The organism is Nocardia amikacinitolerans, from assembly GCF_900215415.1.
GTDB lineage: Bacteria > Actinomycetota > Actinomycetes > Mycobacteriales > Mycobacteriaceae > Nocardia > Nocardia amikacinitolerans.
Window position 1 is genome coordinate 390,253 of record NZ_OBEG01000005.1, and the last position, 26,921, is coordinate 417,173.

Here is a 26,921-nt window from a genome sequence, read left to right on the forward strand (position 1 = left end):
AGGCACACTTATGACTGTGACGGTGCGAGTAGGGGCAGTGCATCTCGGTTGGGATGTGGTGTCCGTGGCAGCGGGCGGCGGGCGAACTCCGATCCGGCCGGTGCAGGTGGAGGGTACGTACACGCCGCCGGCGTATCTGCTGGCCGATGCGTCCGGACGGCTGCACACCGCGGGCGTCGACCGGCAACGTCCCGACCTCGGGATGGCCATCGCCGACGTGCGCGACATCCTCGGTCACCCGCAGATCGTGGTGGCCGGGGCGACCTGGCCCGCGGAGATGGTCTTCCGCGCCAGGATGTACAACCCGCTCGCCGCTATCGGCAAATACCTGCGCGGCAAGCCGGACGTGGTGGCGCTGCCCTTCCCGGACGGCTGGCCGGACGAGAAGGTCGATATATACGCCGAGCTCGTCGAGACGCTCGACGTGGTGGTCGAACCTCTGCCGGAGAGCGTCGCGCTCTCGGGGTACGTGCGCGCGCTCGGTTTGGTGCGCGCGCCCGACGAGCGCAATCCGCGCGGCGTCGGCGCGACCGGCGTCTACTCCGACGGCCGCACGATGCTTGTCGTCGCGGTGCACGGTGACGACGAGCAGCCCACCGAATCGGTCGACGTGCCGGTCACCAGCGACGCCATGCGCGACGCGCGCTCGGCCGACAATGTGGTGATCGAGGTCATGGCCGCGGCCCGCTCGATCGGCGCGGACACCTCGACGGTGCTGCTGAGCGGCAATGTCTGCTTCAACGAGGCGCTGCGGTTCGCGTTCCAGAATCACCTGGGGCACCGGTTGCAGGTCGCCGATCATCCGATGCACGCCCTGGTGCTCGGGGCCACTCACCTGCTGGTCACGGACAGTGCGGCCGGGGAACCGGAGCAGGGCGGTCGGCACGCGGAGCCGCGGAGCGAGTATCCGCCGCAAGCTCAGCATCCTGGGCAGTGGCAGGCGGAGGCGGGGCAGCGGCCTGTCGAACCACCTGTGCCACCGGCTCAGCGGCCGGTCGAATCGGCTCATCGTCCGCCGGAAACGGCGCAACGACCGCCGGAAACGGTGCAGCGGCCCGATCTCGGTCCGCAGGCTCCGTCGGGATCGCCCGTGGTCACCTACGGCCCCGGTTACCCGACCGTGCCGCCGAACGCCGAACCCGTGCCCAGCGAGGAGCCGACCACCCGCGTCACCCGCGAGGATCTGGCGCGCGGTCTCCCGCCGAACCTGGCGGAGCTGGGCAGCCGGTTCACCAGGCCGCCGGGCCAGCAGGGCGACGATCAGCGGAACCCCGCGCTCGGTCACCAGGCTCCCGGCTCGCCGCCGCCCGGTCCTCGGTCGCCCTATCCGCCGCCGAACCAGCAGGGTTCTTGGCAGGCACCGTCCGAGTCCGAGGAGGACGACGAGGACGGCAAGGGCCGCAAGGGCAAGATCTGGGGCAAGATGAAGGGCAACCTGTTCGGCGCGCACACCATCGCGGGCGCGGTAGCGCTTGCCGTGGTGGCGATGCCCGCCGAGGGTGACCGGATCGAGCTCACCGGCGCCGCCGAACCGATCCGTTCGGTGGTCGGCGAGGTAGCCCCCGTGGCCTGCGGTCTGACGCCGCACGTCGCGCCGGGCGAGCGCAGGCAGGGCATCGCCGCCGTCCGGGAACCCGCCGCGGTGCACTCGGAATGCGCGCCGCCGAGCATGGACACGCTCCGGTACGTGGTGCCCGGCCCGCCGGGCGCGATCGACCCGGGGGCCCCGGTCGAGATCTGACCGAATTCGGGCCCTCGATACCTTCCTGGTATCGTTCTGCGTTGGCGTGTGGGCGATCGGGAGATTCCTCGTGGATCACCAGTTCGCACACCGAGGCCCGGGTCTCAACCGGCCGCCGGGATTCACCTCGACCGCACGCTTTTGGCTGGCAACACCGACGACAGACAGGGAAGCACTGTGCCTACGTACAGCCCCAAGGCGGGTGACGTGACCCGTAAGTGGTACGTCATCGACGCCACTGACGTAGTGCTCGGCCGTCTTGCCGTCCAGGCAGCGAATCTGCTGCGTGGCAAGAACAAGCCGACCTACGCGCCGAACTTCGATGGTGGCGACTTCGTCATCATCATCAACGCGGACAAGGTTGCCATCTCCGGCAACAAGCGCACCGACAAGCTGATCCACCACCACTCCGGGCACCCGGGCGGCCTCAAGTCGCGCACTGTCGGTCAGGTGTTGGAGACCCGTCCCGACCGTCTCGTGGAGAAGGCCGTCAAGGGCATGATCCCGAAGAACAAGCTGGGTAACGCCATCGCGGGCAAGCTCAAGGTCTACGCGGGCCCGAACCATCCGCACGCCGCTCAGCAGCCCGTTCCGTTCGAGATCAAGCAGGTGGCCCAGTGACCGCTCCCGAGGAATTCAACGAGGACTTCGCCGAAGAGGCCGCCGTCGAGGTCGTGGAGGAGGACTACGGCTACGACGCCGAGCCCGCCGCCTACGCCCCGGTCGTCATCGATCGCCCGGTGCAGACCGTCGGCCGCCGCAAGGAAGCCGTCGTCCGCGTCCGGCTGCTCCCCGGCTCCGGCAACTTCGTGCTCAACGGCCGCACCATCGAGGACTACTTCCCGAACAAGGTGCACCAGCAGCTGGTCAAGTCGCCGCTGGTGACCGTCGAGCGCACCGAATCCTTCGACGTGCACGCCCGCCTGGTCGGCGGCGGCCCGTCGGGCCAGGCAGGCGCCCTGCGTCTGGCCATCGCCCGCGCGCTGATCGAGGTCACCCCCGAGGACCGTCCCGCCCTGAAGCGGGCGGGCTTCCTGACCCGTGACCCGCGTGCCACCGAGCGCAAGAAGTACGGTCTGAAGAAGGCGCGTAAGGCGCCTCAGTACTCGAAGCGCTGATTTTGGCTTCGTCGATCACCGCCATCCGGCACCCTGGAGGTGCCGGGGGCGGTATGGTCGGCGCGGCAGCTGTACGAGAGCAGGCTTCCAGCACCGCTGGTCGCCTGCTCTCGCTGTATTGAGTCGCGGCGTTCGCGGGCCCTGCGGTTGCTCAGGTCGACGCCTGCGGGCCAACGCGCATGTCGCGAAACCACCGATGAGGGGCGAGGTATGGGACGTTTGTTCGGCACCGACGGTGTCCGCGGGCTTGCCAACGGATCGCTGAGTCCGGAACTGGCACTGCGTGTTTCCGGAGCGGCGGCGCAGGTGCTCGGCCGCGGCAAGAAGCGTGCGCTCGCGGTCGTCGGCCGCGACCCGAGGGCATCCGGCGAGATGCTGGAAGCCGCCGTGACCGCGGGGCTGACCGCCGCGGGCGTGAACGTGCTCTCGGTGGGTGTGCTGCCGACGCCCGCCGTCGCCTACCTCACCGGCCTCTACGACGCGTGCCTCGGCGTGATGATCTCCGCCTCGCACAACCCCATGCCGGACAACGGCATCAAGATCTTCGCCGCGGGCGGTCACAAGCTCGACGACGCCGTCGAGGACCGGATCGAAGCACTGCTTGCCGAAGACGCTCCGCAGCGTCCGACCGGCGCGGGCATCGGTCGAGTGCTGAACGCCTCCGGCGCGCGCGACCACGGCCTGGTCATCCCGGATCAGTACAGCGTGGAAGGCACCCACGAGCGGTACGTCGAGCATCTGGTCGAAGGCACCGGGCAGGACCTGAGCGGGCTCACCGTGGTCGTCGACTGCGCGCACGGAGCCGCCGCCGAGGTCGGTCCGGCCGCGTACCGCGAGGCGGGCGCGACGGTGATCGCCATCAACGCCGAACCCGACGGCCTCAACATCAACGACGGCTGCGGTTCGACCCACCTCGAGCAAGTGCAGCGCGCGGTGCGCGAGCACGGCGCCGACCTCGGGCTGGCCCACGACGGCGACGCCGACCGCTGCCTCGCCGTGGACGCCGACGGCAACATCGTCGACGGCGATGCCATTCTGGCGATCCTGGCCCTCGCCATGAAGGACGCGGGCGAACTCGCGAAGGACACGCTGGTCGCTACCGTCATGAGCAACCTCGGCCTGCACATCGCCATGCGCGACGCCGGTATCAGCTTGCGCACCACCGCCGTCGGCGACCGCTACGTGCTGGAAGAACTGCGCCGCGGCGGCTACACCCTCGGCGGCGAGCAGTCCGGTCACGTGGTCTTCCCGAAGTACGGCACCACCGGCGACGGCATCCTCACCGGCCTTCGCCTGATGGCGAGGATGGCCCAGACCGGCCGCACCCTCGCCGACCTGGCCGGCGTCCTGGAGACGGTGCCGCAGGTGTTGGTGAATGTGCCGGTGAACGACAAGGCCGCGGTCGCCGCCGCGCCGGAAGTGCGCGACGCGGTGTCGGAGGCCGAGCGGGTGCTGGGGGATTCCGGGCGGGTGCTGTTGCGTCCCAGTGGTACCGAGCAGCTTGTTCGGGTGATGGTGGAAGCGACGGATCCGGTGCAGGCGAAGCAGCTTGCGGATGATTTGGCGAAGCGGGTTGCGTCGGTTTAGCGGGCTCGGCTGAATGGCCTGCATCGCTTGGCATATCAGGGGTTGCGTGACGGTGAGGGCTGCAGGCTGGTGAATCCGCTCGGCTTCGCGGGGTTTATGGCTTAGCAGCAACGGCTGGCTGGTGTGCCGAGAGTTGGTCTCCCCAGGGCAGGTAAGACGGTGGCGGGGGCTGGGTTTCGTGGTTGCGTTGGGTGACGTGATCCCGGGTTCGCTAGTTCGGGTTCGTTTGTCTGCCATGGTTTGCCCGTGAGCGGTGCTGGGCGCGTTGGGTGGGGTACCCGGCTTACCTCCCGCCGTTGGGTGGGTTCGGCTTCCGGCGTGGTCATCCGGCTGTGGTTGCGTTTGGGGAGGTTGCGGGAGGGGTGATGTGGCGTTTGTCGGGTTGCTGCTCTGCTGACCTGACTGCTGTCAAGTCCCCTACCGCCATTTGACTACCGTCGATAGTGAAATGGTTTCGACGGTAGTCAAATGGTCGTTGAAACCGCCTTTGTAGCCACCATTTCTCTCCCGCGATTTCGCGTCCCTCGTCCCTGGGTACGACTGCCATTCGAGCATCTACCGGCGAGTTGTCCACAGGCCCAGAGTTATCCACCGCCCAACCATTTCCGCAGGTCGCCGAATCCAGCCCGCGACGCGATCAGCTCAAAGTGGTCTCATGCGACCGGGACTGACGGAAGTTCGAGACAAGCAATTCGGCGCCTTCACCGCCTGGCAGGCCTTGTGCGAGTACACCCGCGCCGAGATGCGCACTCGCGTCGACCGCGGCGACTGGGTGCGCGTGTTCCACGGCGTCTACCGCGAATCCGCGACAACGCCGAACCCGCAACTGCGAGTGGAGGCCGCGCGACTATCGATTGGAGCGCAGTCGCTGGCCGCCGCGTACGAGACCGCCGCGGAGCTGCATGGATTCGCGGTGTCCGGGAGCAGGGCAACACATGTGCTCGGTGTTCAGCGATCGCGAACCTCCCGGTTGGTGGTGCACAGCGATCGGACGGAGCCGGGTGACTTGGAACTGATCAACGGCATCGTGGCGACGAATGCGATTCGAACCGCCGTCGATGTCGCGCGTACCACCGACCGACTCGACGCAGTGGCGACGTTGGACTCGGCGCTACGCCTCGGGTTCTCCCGTACAGCCCTGCTCGCGGAGAGTGAACGCCACCGAGGTCGTCGCGGCTACGTGCAAGCGGTGGAGTTGATCGAACTCGCGGACGGTCGTGCGGAGTCGCCGATGGAGTCGCGGGCGCGGCTGCGCTGTATCGATGCCGGCCTTCCACGCCCTGAGCCGCACGTCGAAGTGTCGACGAGGAACGGGCTACGGCGACTCGACCTCGGCTGGCCCGAGTGGCGTATCGGCCTGGAGTACGACAGCGCCACATGGCATTCCGGCGAAGCCGCGGCAGTGCGCGACGACCGGCGGCACAACTGGCTCTCCGCGGACGGCTGGACCGTCTACTACGCGACCGCCACCGACGTGTACCAGCGACCCGAGAACTTCATCGAGCCCCTCCGGTGCGCGATGCGAGGGCGGTGAACAATGGTTACCCAACTCCGGGTAGGGCGGTCATTCCTCGATGAGCTTGCCGTTGTCCATATGCCAACGTCGCGTCGCACGAACCGACTCCAGCATCCGCCGATCGTGCGTAACCAGCAGCATTGTGCCCGTGAAGGATTCGACGGCCTGCTCCAGCTGTTCGATCGCGGGCAGGTCGAGGTGGTTCGTCGGCTCGTCCAGCACCAGCAGATTCACGCCGCGTGCTTGCAGAAGAGCCAGCGCCGCACGCGTGCGCTCGCCGGGCGAGAGCGTGTCGCAGGCACGCGGCACGTGCGGCCCGCGCAGCCCGAACTTCGCCAGCAGCGTGCGCACCTCGGCGTCCGGCCAGTCCGGCATCTGCGCGCCGAAGGTGTCCGCGAGGGAGGCTGTCCCGCGGAAGAGTCCGCGCGCCTGATCGACTTCCCCGATCTCGACTCCGGAACCGAGCGTCGCGTTTCCCGAGTCGGGCGGGATCTTGCCGAGCAGCAGCGCGAGCAGCGTCGACTTGCCGGAACCGTTCGCACCGGTCAGCACGATCCGATCGGCCCAGTCGACCTGGGTCGTCACCGGACCGAGGGTGAAATCACCGCGGGTGACCGTCGCGTCGGATACCGTCGCGACCACCGACCCGCTGCGCGGCGCCGCGGCGATGGACATCCGCAGCTCCCACTCCTTGCGCGGCTCCTCGACGACTTCCAGCCGCTCGATACGGCGCTGCGTCTGGCGCGCTTTGGCCGCCTGCTTCTCGGTCGACTCCGCGCGCATCTTGCGGCCCGCCTTGTCGGAATCCAGCTTCTTCGGGTCGCGGGCCTTGCGGCGAGCGTTGCGCACCCCGTGCTCGAGCCAGTTGCGTTGCATCTGCGCCCGCGCCTCCAGGCCGGCTTTCGTGTCGGCGTACTCGTCGTACGCATCCCTCGCGTGCTGCCGCGCGATCGCCCGTTCGGCGAGGTACGACTCGTAGCTGCCGTCGTAGACGCCAACCTGTTGCTGCGCCAGATCCAGCTCGACGATCCGGTTCACAGTGCGCGCCAAGAACTCTCGATCGTGGCTGATCACCATGAGCGGTACCCGCACGCCCGTGACGAACTGCTCGAGCCGAGCGAGCCCGTCCAGGTCCAGATCGTTGGTCGGCTCGTCGAGCAGCAGAATGTCGAAGCGGGACAACAGGACCGATGCCAGACCGGCACGCGCAGCCTGTCCGCCGGAGAGGCCAGTCATCGGCGTGTCCAAACCGCTCGCCAGGTTCTCGGTGAGGCCGAGTTCGGCGGTGACCTCCTCGGCCCGCTGATCCAGGTCGGCCCCGCCGAGCGCGAGCCAGCGTTCCAGCGCGGGCGTGTAGTCGTCCGCACCGCCCTCGGCAAGCCGTTCCGCCGCGGAGTCCATCGCATGCTGCGCCGCCGTGACCCCCGTGCGGCGGCCGAGGAACTCCAAGACCGTTTCGCCGGGAATCCGCTCCGGCTCCTGCGCGAGGTAGCCGACCGTCGCGTCCGGCGGGCTGAGCGTGATCGAGCCGGTGGGCGCCGTCCGGTCGGCGAGCATGCGCAGCAACGTTGACTTGCCCGCGCCGTTGACGCCGACCAAGCCGATAACGTCACCCGGAGCGAGCGTCAGATCCAGATCGTCGAACAGGGTGCGTTCGCCGTGTTCGGCGGAGAGTCCGCGCGCATGCAAAGTGGTGCTCACAGGGAGAAGTCTGCCGTGTTCGCGTCGGCCCGCCGCACGGGGTCGCACTCGAATGGACGCCGTCGGCGGCCTGGCGAACCGGATCCGCGCCCATGCTCGGGGTTTCACCCTGAGTCGCGGCGCGCGGAAATCAGGGTGCCGATGGGTCGACGGACCGATGTGCGCGAGCGCCCGCACGCGGAGAGTGGATGGCACAGCGATCGACACCAGAGAGGGAAATCCGATGACCGCACCCGCCCGCCGCCTCACCCGCACCTCCCACGACAAGTGGATCGCCGGAGTCTGCGGCGGCATCGCACAGTACTTCGGCTGGAACGCCGGCATCGTCCGGTTGCTGTTCGTCCTGTCCTGCCTGCTGCCCGGCCCGCAGTTCATCCTGTACCTCGTTCTGTGGCTGGTGATTCCGAAAAAGTGACCACCGCGACCGGGTCGGGGGCTGCGCCAGGGACTCGTGGATGACAGGATGGGGTGATTCCGCGCGCCTGCCGGAGTTCCGCACCATCGCACGAGTCCCGTCCGAGGAGGAGCCATGATCACGTCCGGCGAGTTCCCGGGCATGGATCTACCCGACATCGACGCGTCCACCCCGTTGGACGGCCTCGGGGCTGTCGAACTGAACCATCCCACCCAGGACATCAACGCCGACGGCATCCTGGACTCCGTCACCACCCAGGGCGACGACGCCATGCAGGTCTGGACCGACTACGACCACGACGGCCTCGCCGACCACGTCACCGTCGTCGAAAAAGACGGCGACTACGCCGCCTGGGAGTTCCACCGCCACCCCGACGGCTCCTCCGAGTGGAAGCGCACCGACCAGGGCAAGATCGGCGAGTAGTCGCCGTTCGCGGCGGGTGCGCTGCCAAGAGCCACCCGCCACGAACTCCCGAAAGCGACCGCCGCCCAACTACACTCACCCCCATACGGCCCCCGAACGCCGACCCCTCGGAGGGGTGAACCAGGCCGCAGGCTGCGATGATCCGCACACTCCCGTGCGGATCATCGGAACCTGCGTCCACGCGCCACGGTCCAATTGAGCCCGGCCGCGCCGCCCAGTAGATTTCTTCACACGGCGTTGAGCTTCGCCTGTGCTGATCTCGGGGGAACCGAATCCTGACACGGTGCGTCGAATGTAGTAGGGCAGCGCGCCGCGCTGGCGCTCGATGCCAACGTCGTACGACTCGAACATGGAGGGGTCATGGGTCAAACGATCTCCGGCAGCGTCGTCGTAGACCAAGCCGGTCTGGCGACGGCCGCGAACGATCTGAGTCGTTCGGCGACCACCATCAGGAACTACATCGGCAATGTCACCGACAACATGTTCGGTACCGGCCGGAACGGCGCCGAGAGTGAAGCAGGCCGCAAATATGTCGAGCAGGGCAAGCGCGTTCACGAAGCCATGGAGCGGGTGAGCAACTGGCTGGCCATCTGGACGACGGCAACGGAAGACACCGCCAGCGCGATAGGCAAGGTCTCCATCGAGCTGGCGAACGTCGACGAGAACAACGCACGTAAGACGAACAAGGCGGCCGATGATCCGTCGCTGAACAAATGAGGCATTCGGACATCGGAAGGGGTAGCGCCTGATGGGCGTACAAGACGGCTTCGCTCAGCAGTACAAAGGCAGTTCCGTCGACGAGATCCTCGACGCGGGTGCACCGGGCCTTCAATACTGGATCCAATTGGCGCCCAGGTACCGTCGCGCCTTCGGCGGTGACGACGGCAAGACCCATTCGTTCCTCGAGATGAGGTACGACGAGCAGCGCGGTATGAATCTCGCGAAGCTGGAAGCTGCCGCCGATGGCATCAACAAGATGCTGACCAATGCCGATGCGCAGTGGGACATCCAGGATCAGCTCGCCAAAAAGCTGCCGTCGCTCTGGCAAGGCGCAGCAGCCGACGCGGGCATCGCGATGCTCAGCCAGCAGGTCACACTCGCGGCGGAGGACCGGCGTAAGGTCCGGGCCGCTATGGACGCCATGCGGGCGACCATCGGTCCATTTCGAGATGCCGTACTGGCCAAGGCGGAATTTACCCTGAAGCTGCTGAAGGGCGAAAAGGACGTCAAGGTCCAGGGCAAGACGCCCGAGGATATCGATAACATCATTTCCGGGGCGCAGAGTGGCGCATTGACGAATCCGATCTTCGGCGGCAGCACGCTCATCGGAAAGCTGACCAAAATCTTCCCCGATCTGTCTCCGACGAATAGCCCCCTCAACGCTATTCAGGCGGGTTTATCCGCCGTGCCTTTGATTTCCGCCCTTCAGGGGGATCTCACCTGGCCGTGGCAATTGGGAGAAGATTCCGCCTACAATCACAAGATCCAGACCCGTTGTCGCGACTGGCTCAACGACATCTTCAAGGTTGAATACGACGAAGCGCTGCAGAAGTTCATCGAGCAGTGCGACATCACGCACCAGGCGTTCGAGACGCAGTACACGTCGCTCGAGTCCGCACTGAAACAGATCGATGACGATCCGTACCCCGCGCCCGCGGGTGAGAAGAAAGTGGAGACGCCGTCGACTCCGGGGCCTCCTGGGCCTCCCGGGCCCTCGACACCCGGCACCCCCGGACCTGGTGACGACACGAAAACCGACGACACGACGAAACCCTCGAACACGACCAACCCGTTGGAAGGTCTCGCGACTCTGGCGCAGAGTCTGTCGCCGCTGGCCACCACTCTTGCACAGGGGCTCGGTACCGGACTGAGCGCATTGAGCGGCATTGTTCAGGACGGGGTCGACACTGCTTTGGAGCAGCTGGAGGAAGTGACCAAGCAGGCGGAAGAGGACGCCAAGGACGAGGAGAACAAGGATGACAAGGCGAAGGCCGAGTTCGACCTCGGGGACAAACATTTGAAGTTCGAGATGGGACCGGACGGCCAGTTGAAGCTGATCGCCACAGACCCAGACGGTACGTCGCACGAGTACAGCATGAAGCTGGACGAGAACGGCATCCCGGTCATCTCGGACAGCGAGCAGAAGCCGGACGAAGACGAACCTCCGGCCCCGGAAGACAAGCCATCCGACGGCGGTCAGACGCCGGAGGGGGGCACCGGAAACCCCGGTACGACACCGCCGATGCCACCTGCGGCCAAGCGCGAGGAAGATGGCGAATACCAGCCGGAGCCGATACCGACGCCCGTCGTGGAAGAGGATTCAGAGGAACAGGAAGAGCCGTTCGACACCGGTGCCCAACTGGCTGAGGCGGGCCCGCTGTGAATCGGAATGACCGGGCAGGAGAGATGTAGTGGCCAATTACTCCTTTGAGATCGAACAACTGGCCGCGGAGACCCGCCGTCGTTCCGCGATGTTGCTCGATGAACTCGACGCAGTGCATCGTCGAACGGCGGATAAGGGGCGTGAGTTGGCGGAGCGTTCGGCACGTGAGTTGATTCCGTTCTGGGAAGAGAAGGTTCGCGAAGCGGAGGCCGCTGCGGACGAGGCCGAGCAGGCTCGCGCTGAAGCCGAGGAGCGGGAGCGTGCCGAAGCTGAGGAGCGCATGGAAAGGGAGCGTCAGGAGGCCGAGGCGCGGGAGCAACGGGAGGCGATCGCTCGGTCGATCGCGGCGCGCAAGTCGAAGGATGTTGTCACGCCGATCGATGAAGACGATGACCCCGAGTCGGAGTACTACCGACGTAAGAGTTGGTTGATCTGAGCGAATGGGACTGAGGCGGACCGGCTTCCGCGTGTGGTGAGTTCGCCCGGCGGAGACCGTTCGGAGCCGTGTGGTTTCGATAGCATGACGCGGCGGTGTGAGTAGAACAACGAAGGGGGCGGCACGTGACCGACCTACGGGCCGGTGAGGTGTTCGCCGGGTATGAGATCGAACGGGTGCTCGGCAAGGGCGGGATGGGTACCGTGTATCTCGCCAAGCATCCGCGTTTGCCGAGGAAGACCGCGCTGAAACTGCTGAACGCGGAAATGTTCGGCGACAACGAGATTCGGGCACGGTTCGAGCGCGAAGCAGATCTGATCGCGCGGCTCGAGCATCCGAACATCGTCGCCGTATACGACCGCGGCGTCGAGGATCGCAGTCTGTGGATCTCGATGCAGTACATCGCCGGAACCGACGTGGCGACGCTGGGTGCGATCGAACCGGCGCTGGCGGTTCGTGTCATCACCGAAGCTGCTGCGGCACTGGACTATGCGCATCGACAGGGCGTGCTGCACCGGGACATCAAACCCGCGAACATCCTGCTCGGCGATGCCGAGCCGGGACAACCGCCACGAGTGTTTCTGGCGGACTTCGGTATCGCGCGGTTGCGCGATGAGCAGCACGGGTTGACTCAGACGGGGACCTTCACCGCGACACTCGCATTCGCCTCGCCAGAGCAGCTGACCGGAGCTCCACTTGATCACCGGTGCGATCAATACTCCCTGGCCTGCACCCTATTCGCGCTGTTGACGGGGACGGTGCCCTACGACTCGACCAATCCCGTCTCGGTGATTCGGTCCCATCTGTCGGATCCGCCGCCGCCCATCAGCGCGCGGCGACACGGGCTGCCGCCAGCGCTCGACACGGTGCTGGCGAGGGCGCTCGCGAAACGGCCCGAAGCCCGATACGCCAGCTGCGGCGAGTTCGCGGCAGCCGTCGCGCATGCATTGCAGGCGGGGCGGCCTGCCACCGGTCCGCAGCAGGTCGGCGCGCCTGTCGGGGGAGGGTGGCAACCGCCGAATCAGGCTCCACTGCAGCCGATCCCACACGGATTCGTAGCGGGCAACGGCGGGATGGCACCGGTGAACCCGTCTTACCCGGCGTCTCCGTTCCGGCCCGCGTCTCCGCATATCCCGGCGCCGTACGGTCCGAACGTCGGGAGCCGTCCAGCCGGGGCTGGTCGTCCATCCGGAAAACTGATCGCGGCGCTCGGCGTCGGGCTCACCGTCTTGTTGGTCGGCGTTGTCGGTGTCGTCTCGTTCGCCGCGAAGGCCAGCGACTCGTCGCCTCGATCCTGGGCGGGCCTCACAACCGTCGCCTGGCCCGAGAAAGAAGGAAAGATCGTCGCCGATTTTCCGAAATTGCTCCCCGGCGGCAAAGGCACCACCGCGACAGGGTGGCGAGGCGTGTGGTGCACGTTCTCGGATGGTCTCGACCACAGGGGGTTCCGGTGCCTCGGCGGAGATGCCGACGCCGCCAACTTCACTCTCTACGACTACAAGTCGGCTGCCGCGGTGCGCGAGAAGCTCGATTCGTTCGCGGCCGAAGGTGAGGGACCCGCGGCTGCCCAATGGTCACGGAAGCCGCATGCGGGGTGCGCGTCGGATCCTTTGATTTTCCTACCGCCGCCGGGGGCAATGTCGCCGATCACCGAGGGCGACGTGTTCACGACCTTCCCGGACGACCCACGGCTCTCCCGATACCTGATCGGTATCGATCGGCAGGGCTACAACGAACAGCAGCTCATCGACCACTGGTGGGCGGACGCGCCGATCTGCGGGTGACGCCTACTTCCGCAGGAGTTGGGCGAGGGTGCCGACGGAGAGCTTCGGCTTTTCCTCTTCCTGCGGCGCGTGCGGGTCGACGAGTTGGGTGTGGGGGATGGTGGCTTCCGTGTCGGCGAACGGCTTGTAGGTCTTGTCGCCGAGGACGTGGTAGTTGAGGTAGCCGACGAGGAGGGCGCGGGTGGTGCGGGAGGTCTTGGCTTCGTGCTTGCCCGCGCCGAGGGCGGCGAGGGCGCGGCGGCCCTCGATGATGCCGTTGTGGGAGGCGCCGTCGACGGTGCGCAGGAGCGCTTCGCCGCCCCAGGCCGCGGCGAGGGGGAGGGCGTTGGAGCTGACGGAGGAGACGTCGGTGGCGCCCGCGACGACGAGCGCGGGGATCTCGAGGTCGGGGGCGAGGGTCTCCGCGGAGGGGGCGGTCGGCGCGGGATAGAGGGCGGCGAGCGCGGCGACCTTGCGTTGCGCGGCGGCGATGACGGCAGCGCCAGCACCCATGCCGTGCCCGACCAGGGCGAGCTTGTCGGGGTGCACGCTGATCTCGCCGTCGCCGAGGCGCACGCCGGTGCAGATGTCGAGCGTGGTGAGCAAGTCGGTCGCCAGGCCGAGATGTGACGGAATCGGTCCGCGCTCGGTGTCGGGGGCGGCGACGACGAAACCCCAGGACGCGAGGTGTTGGAGCAGTTCACGGTAGTTGGCGACGCCGGTGAGCCAGCCGTGTCCGAAGGCGACGGCGGGCAGGTTGCGCCCGTTCTCGGGCGTATAGACCACCCCCGGCTGGCCCGCGATGGCCAGGTTCCCCCGCAACACCCGGTGCGGGCCGCGGCTGGTCAGGGTGCTCAGTAGCGATTTCACAGACGCCGACACGACGTGAACGTTATCCGATAAGTACTCTGGTGAGCCATGTGCGGAATCGTTGGCTACGTCGGGTACCGGGACGCGCTCGGCGTCGTCGTTGACGCATTGCGCCGCATGGAATATCGCGGGTACGACTCCGCGGGCGTCGCAATCTTGGACGGAGCGGGCGCTCTCGCGGTCGAGCGCAAAGCGGGCAGGCTGGCCAATCTGGAGGCCGAGCTGGCCGAAACCGGGGTCGCCGGTTTCGCTGGCACCACCGGTATGGGACACACCCGGTGGGCGACGCACGGCGCGCCGACCGACCGCAACGCGCACCCGCACCGCGACATCTCCGGCAAGGTCGCCGTGGTGCACAACGGCATCATCGAGAACTTCGCCCCGTTGCGGCGCGAGCTCGAGGACGCGGGCGTCGAGCTGCTCAGCGACACCGACACCGAGGTCGCGGTGCACCTGGTGGCCCGCGCCTACGCCGAAGGGCCGACCGCCGGTGACTTTCCGGCCAGCGCGCTGGCCGTGCTGCGCCGCTTGGAGGGCGCGTTCACGCTGGTCTTCACCCACGCCGACCACCCGGACGTGATCGTCGCGGCGCGTCGAAGCACCCCGCTGGTCGTCGGCGTCGGCAAGGGCGAGATGTTCATCGCCTCGGACGTCACCGCGTTCATCGAGCACACCCGCGAGGCGGTCGAGCTCGGTCAGGACCAGGCCGTGGTGATCACCTCGGACAGCTACAAGGTCACCGACTTCTCCGGCGCCGAGGACGGCGTGCGCACCCGTCCGTTCACCATCGACTGGGATCTGGCGGCCGCCGAGAAGGGCGGCCATGATTACTTCATGCTCAAGGAGATCGAGGAGCAGCCGACCGCGGTCGCCGACACCTTGATCGGGCACTTCACCACCGACGAGTCCGGCGGCCGGATCGTGCTCGACGAGCAGCGCCTCGCCGATCAGGAGTTGCGCGAGTTCGACAAGGTCTTCGTGGTCGCGTGCGGCAGCTCGTATCACGCGGGTCTGCTGGCCAAGTACGCGATCGAGCATTGGACGCGCCTGCCCGTCGAGGTCGAGCTGGCCAGCGAGTTCCGCTACCGCGACCCGGTCCTTGACCGGTCGACGCTGGTCGTGGCGATCTCGCAGTCCGGTGAGACCGCCGACACGCTGGAGGCGGTGCGGCACGCCAAGGAGCAGAAGGCGCGCGTGCTCGCGATCTGCAACACCAACGGCGCGCAGATCCCGCGTGAGTCCGACGCGGTGCTCTACACCCGCACCGGCCCGGAGATCGGCGTCGCCTCCACCAAGGCGTTCCTGGCCCAGGTGGCCGCGAACTACCTGGTGGGTCTGGCGCTGGCGCAGGCCCGCGGCACCAAGTACCCCGACGAGGTGGCGCGCGAGTTCCGCGAGCTGGAGGCCATGCCGAAGCTGGTCGAGCGGGTGCTGGACACCGCGCCGCAGGTGCGGGCGATCGCCCGTGAGCTGGCGCACGTGCCGACCGTGCTGTTCCTCGGCCGCCACGTGGGCTACCCGGTGGCGCTGGAGGGCGCGCTCAAGCTGAAGGAACTCGCGTACATGCACGCCGAGGGCTTCGCCGCGGGCGAGCTCAAGCACGGCCCCATCGCGCTGATCGAGGACGGACTGCCGGTGATCGTGGTGATGCCCTCGCCGAAGGGCCGTGCGGTGCTGCACTCCAAGCTGCTCAGCAACATTCGCGAGATCCAGGCGCGCGGCGCGCGGACCATCGTGATCGCGGAGGAGGGCGACGACACGGTGCGCCCGTTCGCCGACGATCTCATCGAGATCCCCTCGGCCCCAACGCTTTTCCAGCCGCTGCTGTCGACGGTTCCGTTGCAGATCTTCGCCGCCGAGGTCGCGCAGGCGCGCGGTTACGACGTCGACAAGCCGCGGAACCTGGCGAAATCGGTGACGGTCGAGTAGATCTGTTGAACACGTGCGGCGCGGTGTGCGGGAGAACCGGCCGGTGTGACCGCACTTACTGCACCGTGACCGTGCCGCGCATCTCCGGGTGCAGGGTGCACAGATACCGGTAGGTGCCCGGCTGGGTGAAGGTGTAGCTCCACTCGCCGTTGTCGAAGATCGGGCTGTTGATGCCCATGGCCTTGTCGCCGATGCCCTGCACCGAGTGCGGCGCCTTGTCGGAGAACTTCCACCGGACGGTGTCGCCGACGCCGACCGTGACGTTCTCGGGCGAGAACTTCATGTCGTCCACGTCGACGGTGATACTGGCGGCCTTGCGCTCACCGGTCGGTGTCGCGGACGTCGACGTGGCGGTGGCGTTCCGCTCGGGAGCGGGCTCGTCGGAGCCGCAGCCGACCAGCGACAGCGTCGCCGCCACGGCGAACGCTGTGACGATCGGAACGGACTTGGAGCGGCTAACCATCGGCATGATGTTCGAGCTTAGTGGCACAGCGGGAAGCCGTGCGCACGACCGGAGCGGTGCGGGAAGCCGGGCCGTGGAGAGCGCGGAACCGCGGTTGCGGCATGGCCGATTTCGGCGCGCGAGCAGGTAGTGTCCGGACGGGTGGCCAGCCCGAAGCGACCAGTGGAGGCGCCGATGTCCGTTCAACGCGGCTATTTCACCGCCGACGAAGTGCGCGCGGCCGAGGCCGAACTGTTCACCAGGGTGCCCGAGGGGATGCCCATGCAGCGGGCGGCGCACGGCCTGGCGACGATCGTCGCGGGCGAGCTGCGCGCGCGAACCGGCGGCATCGCGGGCCGGGCGGTGACGCTGCTGGTCGGTTCCGGCGACAACGGCGGCGATGCCCTGTGGGCGGGCGCGAAATTGCGCCGACGAGGCGTGGAAGTGACGGCGGTGCTGCTCGATCCGGCGCGGGCGCACGCGAAAGGTCTTGCCGCGCTTCGTGCGTCGGGTGGGCGGGTTCGTGAGGAGGTCGGCGCGCCCGATCTGGTGATCGACGGCATCGTCGGTATCTCCGGACGCGGTCCGCTGCGGCCGCGTGCCGCGGAACTCGTTGCGGGGGTGCGTGTGCCGATCGTGGCGGCGGACCTGCCGAGCGGCGTCGATCCGGATACCGGGGCGGTGTCGGGCCCCGCGGTGCGGGCGGCGGTGACGGTCGCGTTCGGTGCGTACAAGCCGGTGCACGCGTTGGCCGCGCCGTGGTGCGGGCGAATCGAGTTGGTGCCCATCGGTTTAGAGCTCCCCGAACCTGAACTCGCCGCGCTCGAGCCTGCCGAGATCGGTGCGCGGTGGCCGGTGCCGGGTGCGACCGACGACAAGTACACCCAGGGTGTCACCGGTATCTGCGCGGGCAGCGCGACCTATCCCGGTGCGGCCGTGTTGTGCACGGGCGGTGCGGTGGCGGCCACTTCGGGCATGGTGCGCTACGCGGGTACCGGCGCGTCGCAAGTGCTCGCACATTTCCCGGAAGTTATTGCGGCGCAGAATGTTTCCGAGACCGGCCGGGTGCAGTCCTGGGTGTTCGGACCGGGTGCGGGCACGGATGCGGACGCCCGCGCACGGCTCGAGCAGATCCTCGCCACCGACCTGCCGACCGTGGTGGACGCCGACGGACTGACCCTGCTCGCCGCCGCACCCGACCTCGTGCGCGGCCGGACCGCCCCGACGGTGCTGACGCCGCACGCCGGGGAATTCGCCCGGCTGACCGGGCAGGAGGTGGGCGCGGATCGGGTCGGCGCGGTGCGCGATCTCGCCGAGAAATGGCAGGTGACCGTGCTCCTCAAGGGCCGAGCCACCCTGGTTGCCGCGCCGGGCAGCCCGGTGCTCGTCAACGAGGCGGGTGGTTCCTGGGCCGCCACCGCGGGCGCGGGCGACGTCCTCTCCGGCGTCATCGGCGCGCTGCTCGCCGCGGGTCGCGACCCCGCCTGGTCCGCCGCTGCCGCCGCTCGCGCCCACGCTTTGGCCGCCAACCTGGCCGCTCACGAGAACCACCCCACCGCCGCCCCGACCTCGGCGAGCCCGCTCCTCGCCCACATTCGCGCCGCCATTCGCACCCTGCGTTCGTTGAGCGCCTGAGTCGTTTCTGGCGGCACCTGCCGCCGTACCCGGTCGGGCAGCGCCGTCCCGCCGCTGCCGCGGGTTTTCGGCAGCGCCGCTTCGCTGGTGAGTGAGCTCGGTTAGCTGGTGTGCCTTGGGTGGTGACGGAGGCTGCGTGTTGGACGTGCCTGGCCGCAACTCCCTGTCCGTGAACCGGGCCTCGCGTCGAACCACCTGACTGCGGGAGGCGACCCGGGTACGGCACCCATAGTGCCCAGCACTCTTCGAGGAGTACCTGGGCGGGCGGGGCCGAATTCTCCGGTTCACAAGAACTCGGAACCGATCGGCGATTGCCGGGGAGTGGCTGGGCGCGTTAGCCGGGTTGACAACGGTCGACCACACCCTGATGGACGTCATCGTTTCACTTCCAGAACCACATCCACCCCGCCCCGACGCTCGCCGAACCCACGTCCGGTTCTCGCCGGTCGCCCCGCGGTATACCCCGATGACCTGCGGAATCGGTACTCCCTGACAGCGCCCGTCCTCGAAATGGCAGGATCGGCTCTTGTGAGTGCGCAAGTGGAGACAGTCGTCGACCTCGATGCCATTGCCCACAATGTGCGGGTCCTGCGGGAGTATGCGGGGAGCGCGGCGGTGATGGTGGTGGTGAAGGCCGACGGCTACAACCACGGCGCGGTGGAGGTCGCGCGGGCCGCGTTGGCGGCGGGGGCTCGGGAGCTCGGGACGACCACGATCCCGGAGGCGCTGGCCTTGCGTGCGGCCGGGATCGACGCGCCGATTCTGTGCTGGCTCCACAACGCCGGCTCCGACTACGCGGCGGCGATCGCCGCCGACATCGAGATCGGCGTCTCCTCGCTCGCGAATCTGCATTCGGTGGAGGCGGCGGCGCGGCGGGTCGGCCAAGCCGCGACGGTAACCCTCAAGGTCGACACCGGGTTGAACCGCAACGGCATCGCCCCGGACGAATACCCGAAGGTGCTCGCTGCCCTGCGGGACCTGGTCGCAGAGGGTGTCGTGCGCTTCCGCGCGATCTTCTCGCACCTGGCGCACGCCGACGAGCCCGACCACCCGTTCCTCGACGTGCAGCGCGACCGGTTCGTCGAGGCCATCGCCGCTGCCGAGCGCCACGGCCTGCCGCCCGAGGTCGCGCACCTGGCCAACTCCGCCGCCGCGGTCACCCGCCCCGACCTGGCCTTCGACATGGTGCGCCCCGGCATCGCGGTGTACGGCCTGAGCCCGGTTCCGGAGATGGGCGATTTCGGCCTGCGCCCGGCGATGACGTTCCAGGCCCCGGTCGCCCTGGTGAAACGGGTGGCCGCGGGCGAGGGCGTCTCGTACGGACACCAGTGGATCGCACCGCACGAAACCACCGTCGCCCTCATCCCCGCCGGATACGCCGACGGCGTGTTCCGTCCGCTGAGCGGCCGCTTCGACGTGTGGCTCGGCGGCGCGCGCCGCCCCAACGTCGGGCGCGTGTGCATGGATCAGTTCGTCGTCGACCTGGGCGACAACGCCGCGGGCGTGTCGGAGGGCGACACCGCGATCATGTTCGGCGCGGGCCCGGACCAGCCCATCGCCCAGGACTGGGCCGACGCGCTCGGCACGATCCACTACGAAGTTGTCTGCTCGCCGCGCGGACGGGTCGCGCGGCGACACGTCGGAGCTTGCCCGCGCTGATGTCGTGTGCTGGACTCGTCGGCGTGCGTTCCGCCGACAGATGAGGGGTTCTCGATGCGAGCGCGACGACCGAAAATACTGCGGGGCAACAACAATCGCACGAACATCTGGCGCGGCGGAATGGCGACAGCGGGCATGGTCGGCGCGCTCGCCGGTGCGCACGCGCTGCGCAGGGCGGGCGCCAGGGTGCTCTGGCCCGCGCGCCGCGACGAATACCGCGACGAGAACTTCGCGCTCATGGCCGAGGACCGTGCGGGCGCGGTCGTCACCGAAGACGGCGTCCGGCTCGCCACGCGCGAGTGCGGTCCGGTCGACGCGCCACTGACCGTCGTCTTCGTGCACGGCTTCTGCAACAGCATGGAGTCCTTCCATTTCCAGCGTCGTGACCTGGAAAAGCGCTGGGGCGCAGCGGTTCGGCTCGTGTTCTTCGACCTGCGCGGGCACGGACGCTCCGGCACGCCGACCACCGCGAGCTGCACCGTGGCGCAACTCGGTCGCGACGTCGCCGCGGTCATCGAGGCGACCGCTCCCACCGGACCGGTCGCGCTCGTCGGGCATTCGCTCGGCGGCATGGCCGTGCTCGCGGCGGCGGCCCAGTTCCCCGAGCTGTTCGCGCGCCGGGTGATCGCGATCGCACTGCTCTCCACCGCCGCGGCCGAGGTCACCGCGGCGGGCATCACCCAGCTGCTGCGTAATCCGGCGATCGATGGCTTCCGGCTCGCCGTGCACACCGCGCCCGCGCTGGTGCAGGCCGGTAGGTCGACGGTGCGGCATCTGATCACGCCGATCCTGCATGTGAGTTCGTTCCACGGGCCGGTCAGCCCGACGCTGTCCAGATTCACCACGCTGATGATCGACGACACCCCCGTCGAGACGATCGTCAAATTCCTGAAAGCGATTGAACTGCACGACGAGTCGGCCGCCCTGCCCACGCTGGCCGGACTTCCCGTTCTGGTGCTCGGCGGCGTGCACGACCTGGTGATCCCGTTCCGCAACTCGCGCGCCCTCGCCCGCGAACTGCCGAACAGCGAACTGATCCGGCTCACCGAGGCCGCCCACATGCCGCACCTGCAATTCCCCGACATCGTCAACGACGCGCTGCACCGGCTGCTGGTGCGCGCCGGGTTCTTCCGTGCGGAAGAGGGCGACGAGGCGGTCGGATGAGCAGCAGTCGGGAAGCTGCTCGCGCCGGGTTCGTCCGCGCCAACTAGGCCCCCGAGGCTTTGGCGAGGTGAGCCGCGGTGGGTCGGGTTCTATCCGGTCCGCGAAGCTGCTCGCGGCCGACCTCGACCGCGCCGGTACGCTCGACCCCGATCAGCGGCAGGGTGCGAAGGAGGTCGGCGGTGACGCAGCAACGACGAACGCTGCCGACCGTGGAAGACACCGAGGCGCTCGGCCGCGAGCTGGCCGCCGAACTCGGCGCGGGCGATCTCGTGGTGCTCGACGGTCCGCTCGGCGCGGGCAAGACCGCTTTGACGCGCGGCATCGCCGAGGGCCTCGGCGTGCAGGGCCGAGTGAGCTCGCCCACGTTCATCATCGCAAGGCAGCACCGGGCGGGCAGGCGCGAAGGCGCGGCGCCGGTGCCGATGGTGCACGTGGACGCCTATCGGCTCGGCGGCGATCTCGACGAACTCGACGCGCTGGACCTCGACACCGACCTGCACGAGGCGGTGGTCGTCGTGGAGTGGGGACTCGGGGTCGTCGAGCACCTCGCCGAGCGGCATCTGCGCGTCCTACTGACCAGAGAACCGGAATCCGATGTGCGAACCGCGGTCTGGGAGTGGGTCGAGTAGACGCAGGTCACAGTGGTGCGGCCGCCGGATCGGCCTGCGGATTTAGCTACTCGGTAGCTCCGCGCCGCGGCGAGGTACCACCCGGTATCGTTGGGCCAATCATGCTTGTACTAGCTGTCGACACCGCGACACCCGCCGTTACAGCGGGATTGGTGGAACTGGAGCAGGCCGCGTCCGATGCGGTCACCGCGGCCGAGCTGCGCACCGTCGCCTCGCGGGTCCGGGTCGATGCCCGCGCCCACGCCGAGGTGCTGACCCCGCAGATCCTCGAATGCCTCTCCGAGGCAGGCCGTTCCAGGACCGATATCGCCGCGGTCGTCGCCGGTATCGGACCCGGACCGTTCACCGGCTTACGGGTCGGCATGGCTACCGCGGCCGCCTTCGGTGACGCGCTCGGCATCCCGGTGTACGGCGTGTGCAGTCTGGACGCGATCGCCTCGGACGCATTCGCCCAGGGCGACTTCGCTGCCGACGGCGAGCTGCTCGTGGTGACCGACGCGCGCAGGCGCGAGGTGTACTGGGCGCGCTACCGCGCCGGCGTCCGGGTCGCGGGACCGGATGTGGTCAAGCCCGCCGCGCTCGACCACGGCTCCGCCACCGCGATCGCGGGCTCCGCCTCGCACGTGGATTTGTTCGACCTGCCGGTGCTTCCGGTGGAGACGCCCTCACCCGCGGGCTTGGTGCGCGTCGCCGCCGCCGAACTGCTCGCGCGCGCCGTGCCGGAGCCGCTGGTGCCGCTCTACCTGCGCAGGCCGGATGCGGTCGAGAACGCGTACCGCACCCTCGATCGGACGGGAGCGTGATGGTGGACGACGACGTACGCACCCACACCTTCCACATCGAGCCGATGAACGCGGACGACATCGAGCGCTGTGTCGAACTCGAGCAGCTGCTGTTCCCGGAGGACGATCCGTGGCACGCGGTCGCCTTCCGCTCGGAACTGGCCGGGTCGCACAACCGCTACATCACCGCCCGCGCCGAGGACGGCCGGATGGTCGGCTACGCGGGCGTGGCGCTGCTCGGTGATGCCGAACACCCCGAGGCCGAAGTGCACACCATCGGTGTCGACCCGAACTATCACCGGGCGGGCATCGGCACGCTGCTGCTGGAGGCGCTGCTCGCGGAGGCGGGCAAGCGCGGTGGACCGGTCTTCCTGGAGGTGCGCACGGACAACGCGCCCGCCATCGCGCTCTACGCCAAGCACGGCTTCCACATCATCGGCCTGCGCAAGAACTACTACCACCCCAGCGGCGCCGACGCCTACACCATGCGCAGGCCGGAACTGACCGCGCTCCCGCTTCCCGACGAGGTGTTGTCGTGATCGTCATGGGCATCGAGTCCTCCTGCGACGAAACGGGAGTCGGCATCGTCCGCCGCCACCCCGACGGCAGCTGTGAGCTGCTCGCCGACGAGGTCGCCTCCAGCGTCGACCAGCACGCGCGTTTCGGCGGCGTGGTGCCGGAGATCGCCTCCCGCGCGCACCTCGAGGCGATCGTGCCCGCCATGCGCCGGGCGCTTTCGGCGGCGGGTATCGCCAAGCCCGACGCGATCGCGGTCACCATCGGACCCGGGCTGGCCGGCGCGCTGCTGGTCGGTGTCGCGGCCGCGAAAGCCTATGCGGCGGCCTGGGATGTGCCGTTCTACGCGCTGAATCACCTCGGCGGTCATGTCGCGGTGGACACGCTGGAGCACGGGCCGATGCCGCCTTGCGTCGCGCTGCTGGTGTCCGGCGGACACACCCACCTGCTGCACGTCACCGACCTGGCCGAGCCGATCGTCGAACTCGGCAGCACGGTCGACGACGCGGCGGGGGAGGCCTTCGACAAGGTGGCCCGCCTGCTCGGTCTCGGCTTCCCCGGTGGACCCGCGTTGGACGCGGCCGCGGCGAGCGGCGATCCGAAGGCGATCGCGTTCCCGCGCGGCATGACCGGACCACGCGACCCGCGCTACGACTTCTCCTTCTCCGGCCTCAAGACCGCTGTCGCCCGCCACGTGGAGTCCGCGCAGCGCGCCGGCGTCGCGACCGAGAACCTGCCGATTCCGGATATCGCCGCGTCCTTCCAGGAGGCGGTCGCCGACGTGCTGACCATGAAGGCCATCCGCGCGGCCGAGGACGTCGGCGTCGGCACCCTGGTGCTCGGCGGCGGCGCCACCGCCAACTCGCGAATCCGCTCGCTGGCCGAAGAGCGCTGCGCCGCGGCGGGTCTGACGCTGCGGGTGCCGAAACCGCGGCTGTGCACCGACAACGGTGTGATGATCGCCGCACTCGGCGCGCACGTCATCGCGGGTGGGGCGAAACCCTCGCCGCTCACGGTCGCCACCGACCCGGGCCTGCCGGTCTCGGTCAGCCAGATCGCCTGAGGGCGGTCGCGCCCGCCTCGATCGCGTCATCCACGCCCGCGCCGAGGTCGGCGCCCGCCCGAGCACCCGCGCCGAGTGCGCCGTCGCCTTCCGACCGAGCCGCCGCGAGCGCTGTGCCTGCGCGTTCGCTCGAATCGCTTGTCTGGGCGTCCATTCGGTCGGTAGCGAGCCGCGCTGACCAGCCGTGCGCGGCCTGCCGAGCGGTGTACCCGCGGACCGGTTCGAATCCTTTGCCCTGGACATCCATTCGCGCCAGGACGATTCGTTCGGCGGGTTCGGTCCGTCGGCAGTGGGTCGCTCGACTCGGAATCAGCTGTCTGTCAGCGCGAGTCGGTCCTGTGGCCGATGTGAATCGCTCGGCCCCAGTCCTTGCCGGAGCGATTCATTCTGATGTCCTACCCGGATCAGTCGTGCGGAGCGAACTCGAGTTCGAGCAGCGGCAGTGCGTGCACCGTGCCCTGCCGGGCGGAGCCCGAATTGGAGCGGGGCATCGGATAAGGGATACGCGTCTGTGCGGGTGCCTGAGGCGGCGCGCTCGCCGGAGGCGGTGGGAAGGGGATTCGGGTCTGCGCGGGCGTCTGCGGCGGGACCCCCGGGGGCGGCGCTGGACTGGTCGACGGCCCGTATTCCTCGCGGTTCTGCTGCTGCGAGGGCGCAGAGGAACCGCCGGGCGGATTCAGCAGCGGGCCCAGCAGTTCCGGGAACGGGATGGGCGGCAGGTTCGGGTCGGGGCGCAGCGTCGGCTGGACCGACGGGATCGGCGCCGCCGTCGGCGTTGGCGTCGGCGACGGCGTGGACACGGCACCGGGGCGGGTCGACGACGGACCGGCGTCCTCGGTGACCGACGGCGTCACGCCGGTCGTCCGGTTGACCGTCTCGCGACCGCCGGAGGTGTCGGTTCCCGTGCCGGTCTGCGGCGCCACCGTGACGGGCGCGGTGGGCACCAGGGCGCTGCTCGTCGTGCCCGCGGGGGAGACCTCCTCGTCCGAGGTCGGCGCGAAAGTCTTGAAGCCGTAGCCGATTACGAGGCCGACCACCACGATGGCTCCGGCGAGCGTGCCGACGACCTTGGTGAAGGTGCCCGCGGGCGCGTCGCCGCCGAGCGCGGCCACCGGGAAACCGGAAGGCTGTGCGGCATCGGCCACCAGCGCGGCGCCCTTGGCGATCACCGCCTCCGGATCGTCGACGGTGAGCACCGGCACGTCCAGCTCGCGTTCGAGGGTCTGTAGGACCGCGGGAATGTTCGCACCGCCGCCGATCACCGCCACCGCCTGCGGTTCCTTCGGCGCTCGCGCGAACACCGCCGCGGTGAACAGGGCGATGTCGCGCAGCAGATCTCCGATCAGCTCCTCGAAATCGGCCCTGGTGAGCTTGAGCGGGCGGCCGGCGACGTGGTCGATGGTGACGGCGGGCGCCACCGAAAGATGTTCCTTCGCGGCGCGTCCGCGGTTGGTCAGCATGCCGCGGTTCGGCCTGGTGCCGCGCCGGGCGTAGTGCACGTCGAGCAGGTGGTGGTAGATCAGGTCGTCGATCGCGTTGCCGCTGATCGCGTGAATGCGTTCGGAGCGAAGGATGTTGCCGTCGGCCTGGTCGGCGACGGTGACGCTCAGACCGGTCGCGCCGAGGTCGACGATGGCCACCGTCTCGTAGCGGTCCAGCAGACCGGTGTGGCGCAGGAAGGTCAGCGCGGCGGTGCCTTCCGGCACCAGCTTCAGCTCGCGCTGTTTGCCGGTGGCCGAACGGATCACCTGCTCCTGTTCCTTGCCGCGGTAGGCGACGGCGACGCTGGTCGGCGGTTTGCCCGCCGCCGCTTCCATACCCGTCGCACCGGCGAGGCGGACGCCGACCGGCTGCGTGGGCCACGCGATGTCGTGCGGCACTTGCTGAGTCGGCAACTGGGTGGTCATCAGGTCGATCGAGGACGCGACGAGATCACCGAGATCGGAATGGGCCGCGTCGGCGGAAACGACTCGGTAGTCGAAACTTTGGGCGCCGTTCGACGCCGTGGCGACCAGCGCCGAGCACACGACCTCGTTCCCGGCGGAGATGCCGAGGGACGTTCGCATGTTCACCTCCCTTCGAGCGGATGGTCATCGTGTCGCCGACCATCTCGAATGGACTTCCGCACCGTCGCCTTGTCGGCGAGCGATCCGGACTCGGGATCCGGCCGGACCGCCGTCCGGGTGGGTCGCGGGAACCGGCCTTGGATCACGTGTGGACTTGCCCTCTGGGTGAAGCTTTGTGGCGCAACGGAATCTGTGACGATGTGCAACCGGTGCAGCTGTGCTACCTGTGACGCAGTACTACCTGTGACGATGTGCTGGTTCTTTCGTGACGCTCGATGCCTCCCGCGGACGCCGGTTCGTGATGAACATGGCGGACCGAGGAACGACCGTCGCTAATACTGTCACAATCCGTTATCCGAACGTTACAGATTTCGCGAACCAATGGAAAGCCCCGAGGCCGTGGGGCGGCGAACCTTGGTCGGCGGAAGCCGGAACGGCCGGGCGTGTCGGAGGACATCGACGCGGATTGGCACCGCCCGCCCTTGAGCGCTGGCACTCTCATGTATAGAGTGCTAGTGGCACTGGTGAACACGGTCGGCCGGGCAACCGTCCACGCTACGCGTTCGCCGGATGTCAGCAGTTGTGACTACTGAGCAGGGGTCCCGGCACCCGCGACGACGGGGCTATGCGCAGGGTCAGCACCGTGACCGAACCGATGGTCCGGGACAACAGTTCCGGACGACCGTAAATCCCCTGAAAGTGGAGGGCTCAACGTGGCGAGCGTGAACATCAAGCCGCTCGAGGACAAGATCCTCGTCCAGGCCAACGAGGCCGAGACGACGACGGCCTCCGGCCTGGTCATCCCGGACACGGCGAAGGAGAAGCCGCAGGAAGGCACCGTCGTCGCCGTCGGCCCCGGCCGCTGGGACGACGAGGGCGAGAAGCGCATCCCGCTGGATGTCCAGGAGGGCGACGTCGTCATCTACAGCAAGTACGGCGGCACGGAGATCAAGTACCAGGGTGAGGAGTACCTGATCCTGTCCGCGCGCGACGTGCTGGCTGTCGTCAGCAAGTGACCGCGCTCGGCGTGGTCCGGACCGGACCGCGCTTCCCGGCCACGCCCGGGATCGAGTCGTAACGACG

The 26,921-nt window shown here is 68.5% G+C and carries 24 protein-coding genes; 20 read left to right on the forward strand and 4 right to left on the reverse strand.

Going from position 1 to position 26,921, the window contains the following annotated elements; genetic code table 11:
• Positions 1-10 precede the first annotated feature (10 nt).
• From CRP45_RS23385 to CRP45_RS23405, 5 genes are all read left to right on the forward strand, one after another.
• Complete coding sequence (locus CRP45_RS23385; protein ID WP_097246963.1) at positions 11-1,741, forward strand: hypothetical protein; 1,731 nt, start codon at positions 11-13, stop codon at positions 1,739-1,741.
• A 177-nt stretch (positions 1,742-1,918) separates the two neighbouring features.
• Complete coding sequence (rplM, locus tag CRP45_RS23390) at positions 1,919-2,362, forward strand: 50S ribosomal protein L13 (protein ID WP_067784976.1); 444 nt, start codon at positions 1,919-1,921, stop codon at positions 2,360-2,362.
• The gene (rpsI, locus tag CRP45_RS23395; protein ID WP_084482930.1) at positions 2,359-2,859 is read left to right on the forward strand and encodes a 30S ribosomal protein S9; all 501 of its coding nucleotides are present in this window, start codon (positions 2,359-2,361) and stop codon (positions 2,857-2,859) included. The genes rplM and rpsI overlap by 4 nt, the downstream gene beginning before the upstream one ends.
• Positions 2,860-3,069: 210 nt before the next feature.
• On the forward strand, positions 3,070-4,446 hold the full coding sequence (gene glmM / locus CRP45_RS23400) for a phosphoglucosamine mutase (protein ID WP_097246965.1): 1,377 nt from the start codon (positions 3,070-3,072) through the stop codon (positions 4,444-4,446).
• A 655-nt stretch (positions 4,447-5,101) separates the two neighbouring features.
• Positions 5,102-5,980, forward strand: a complete 879-nt coding sequence (locus CRP45_RS23405) for a hypothetical protein (RefSeq protein WP_097246967.1) — start codon at positions 5,102-5,104, stop codon at positions 5,978-5,980.
• Between the two features lie 30 nt (positions 5,981-6,010).
• Here the strand turns inward: CRP45_RS23405 and CRP45_RS23410 are convergent, their stop codons facing one another.
• Entirely contained in the window at positions 6,011-7,663 is a 1,653-nt protein-coding gene (locus CRP45_RS23410; RefSeq protein WP_097246968.1) for an ABC-F family ATP-binding cassette domain-containing protein, read from the reverse strand.
• A 223-nt stretch (positions 7,664-7,886) separates the two neighbouring features.
• Here CRP45_RS23410 and CRP45_RS23415 point away from each other — a divergent pair, with 223 nt between their 5' ends.
• From CRP45_RS23415 to CRP45_RS23440, 6 genes are all read left to right on the forward strand, one after another.
• Entirely contained in the window at positions 7,887-8,078 is a 192-nt protein-coding gene (locus tag CRP45_RS23415) for a PspC domain-containing protein (RefSeq protein WP_067784968.1), read from the forward strand.
• Between the two features lie 114 nt (positions 8,079-8,192).
• On the forward strand, positions 8,193-8,501 hold the full coding sequence (locus tag CRP45_RS23420) for a DUF6802 family protein (protein WP_097246969.1): 309 nt from the start codon (positions 8,193-8,195) through the stop codon (positions 8,499-8,501).
• Between the two features lie 360 nt (positions 8,502-8,861).
• A complete protein-coding gene (locus CRP45_RS23425; protein WP_067784964.1) occupies positions 8,862-9,218 on the forward strand; it encodes a hypothetical protein in 357 nt (118 codons plus the stop codon).
• 31 nt (positions 9,219-9,249) lie between these two features.
• Positions 9,250-10,884, forward strand: a complete 1,635-nt coding sequence (locus tag CRP45_RS23430; RefSeq protein ID WP_097246971.1) for a hypothetical protein — start codon at positions 9,250-9,252, stop codon at positions 10,882-10,884.
• A 28-nt stretch (positions 10,885-10,912) separates the two neighbouring features.
• Positions 10,913-11,320 carry a hypothetical protein gene (locus CRP45_RS23435; RefSeq protein ID WP_097246973.1) on the forward strand — a complete coding sequence of 136 codons (408 nt, stop codon included), beginning with the start codon at positions 10,913-10,915 and terminating at the stop codon, positions 11,318-11,320.
• A 176-nt stretch (positions 11,321-11,496) separates the two neighbouring features.
• Positions 11,497-13,104, forward strand: a complete 1,608-nt coding sequence (locus tag CRP45_RS23440) for a serine/threonine-protein kinase (protein WP_342747035.1) — start codon at positions 11,497-11,499, stop codon at positions 13,102-13,104.
• A gap of 3 nt (positions 13,105-13,107) precedes the next feature.
• Here CRP45_RS23440 and CRP45_RS23445 read toward each other — a convergent pair whose 3' ends face one another.
• Positions 13,108-13,965 (reverse strand): alpha/beta hydrolase, encoded by an 858-nt coding sequence (locus CRP45_RS23445; RefSeq protein WP_097246974.1) that lies wholly within the window; start codon positions 13,963-13,965, stop codon positions 13,108-13,110.
• A gap of 36 nt (positions 13,966-14,001) precedes the next feature.
• Here CRP45_RS23445 and glmS point away from each other — a divergent pair, with 36 nt between their 5' ends.
• Positions 14,002-15,882, forward strand: coding sequence for a glutamine--fructose-6-phosphate transaminase (isomerizing) (glmS, locus tag CRP45_RS23450; protein WP_097246976.1), 1,881 nt, complete (start codon positions 14,002-14,004; stop codon positions 15,880-15,882).
• A gap of 55 nt (positions 15,883-15,937) precedes the next feature.
• On the opposite strand, the gene CRP45_RS23455 is transcribed toward glmS, so the two are convergent.
• Positions 15,938-16,351: a cupredoxin domain-containing protein gene (locus CRP45_RS23455; protein WP_097246978.1), complete on the reverse strand. Its 414-nt coding sequence runs from the start codon at positions 16,349-16,351 to the stop codon at positions 15,938-15,940.
• Positions 16,352-16,519: 168 nt separating this feature from the next.
• Between CRP45_RS23455 and CRP45_RS23460 the strand changes: the two genes are divergently transcribed.
• From CRP45_RS23460 to tsaD, 7 genes are all read left to right on the forward strand, one after another.
• Positions 16,520-17,959: an NAD(P)H-hydrate dehydratase gene (locus CRP45_RS23460; RefSeq protein WP_097247197.1), complete on the forward strand. Its 1,440-nt coding sequence runs from the start codon at positions 16,520-16,522 to the stop codon at positions 17,957-17,959.
• A gap of 510 nt (positions 17,960-18,469) precedes the next feature.
• A complete protein-coding gene (gene alr, locus CRP45_RS23465) occupies positions 18,470-19,618 on the forward strand; it encodes an alanine racemase (RefSeq protein WP_097246979.1) in 1,149 nt (382 codons plus the stop codon).
• A gap of 54 nt (positions 19,619-19,672) precedes the next feature.
• Entirely contained in the window at positions 19,673-20,782 is a 1,110-nt protein-coding gene (locus CRP45_RS23470) for an alpha/beta fold hydrolase (protein ID WP_097246981.1), read from the forward strand.
• A 179-nt stretch (positions 20,783-20,961) separates the two neighbouring features.
• On the forward strand, positions 20,962-21,411 hold the full coding sequence (gene tsaE / locus CRP45_RS23475; RefSeq protein ID WP_067784936.1) for a tRNA (adenosine(37)-N6)-threonylcarbamoyltransferase complex ATPase subunit type 1 TsaE: 450 nt from the start codon (positions 20,962-20,964) through the stop codon (positions 21,409-21,411).
• Positions 21,412-21,512: 101 nt separating this feature from the next.
• Positions 21,513-22,214, forward strand: coding sequence for a tRNA (adenosine(37)-N6)-threonylcarbamoyltransferase complex dimerization subunit type 1 TsaB (tsaB, locus tag CRP45_RS23480; protein ID WP_097246982.1), 702 nt, complete (start codon positions 21,513-21,515; stop codon positions 22,212-22,214).
• Positions 22,214-22,732: a ribosomal protein S18-alanine N-acetyltransferase gene (gene rimI, locus CRP45_RS23485; RefSeq protein ID WP_097246984.1), complete on the forward strand. Its 519-nt coding sequence runs from the start codon at positions 22,214-22,216 to the stop codon at positions 22,730-22,732. The genes tsaB and rimI overlap by 1 nt, the downstream gene beginning before the upstream one ends.
• Positions 22,729-23,772 carry a tRNA (adenosine(37)-N6)-threonylcarbamoyltransferase complex transferase subunit TsaD gene (gene tsaD, locus CRP45_RS23490; RefSeq protein ID WP_097246986.1) on the forward strand — a complete coding sequence of 348 codons (1,044 nt, stop codon included), beginning with the start codon at positions 22,729-22,731 and terminating at the stop codon, positions 23,770-23,772. Before rimI ends, tsaD begins: the two co-directional genes overlap by 4 nt.
• Before the next feature lie 404 nt (positions 23,773-24,176).
• Here the strand turns inward: tsaD and CRP45_RS23500 are convergent, their stop codons facing one another.
• Complete coding sequence (locus CRP45_RS23500) at positions 24,177-25,838, reverse strand: DUF7159 family protein (RefSeq protein WP_097246989.1); 1,662 nt, start codon at positions 25,836-25,838, stop codon at positions 24,177-24,179.
• 713 nt (positions 25,839-26,551) lie between these two features.
• Between CRP45_RS23500 and groES the strand changes: the two genes are divergently transcribed.
• Positions 26,552-26,854 carry a co-chaperone GroES gene (groES, locus tag CRP45_RS23505; protein WP_067784927.1) on the forward strand — a complete coding sequence of 101 codons (303 nt, stop codon included), beginning with the start codon at positions 26,552-26,554 and terminating at the stop codon, positions 26,852-26,854.
• Positions 26,855-26,921 lie beyond the last annotated feature (67 nt).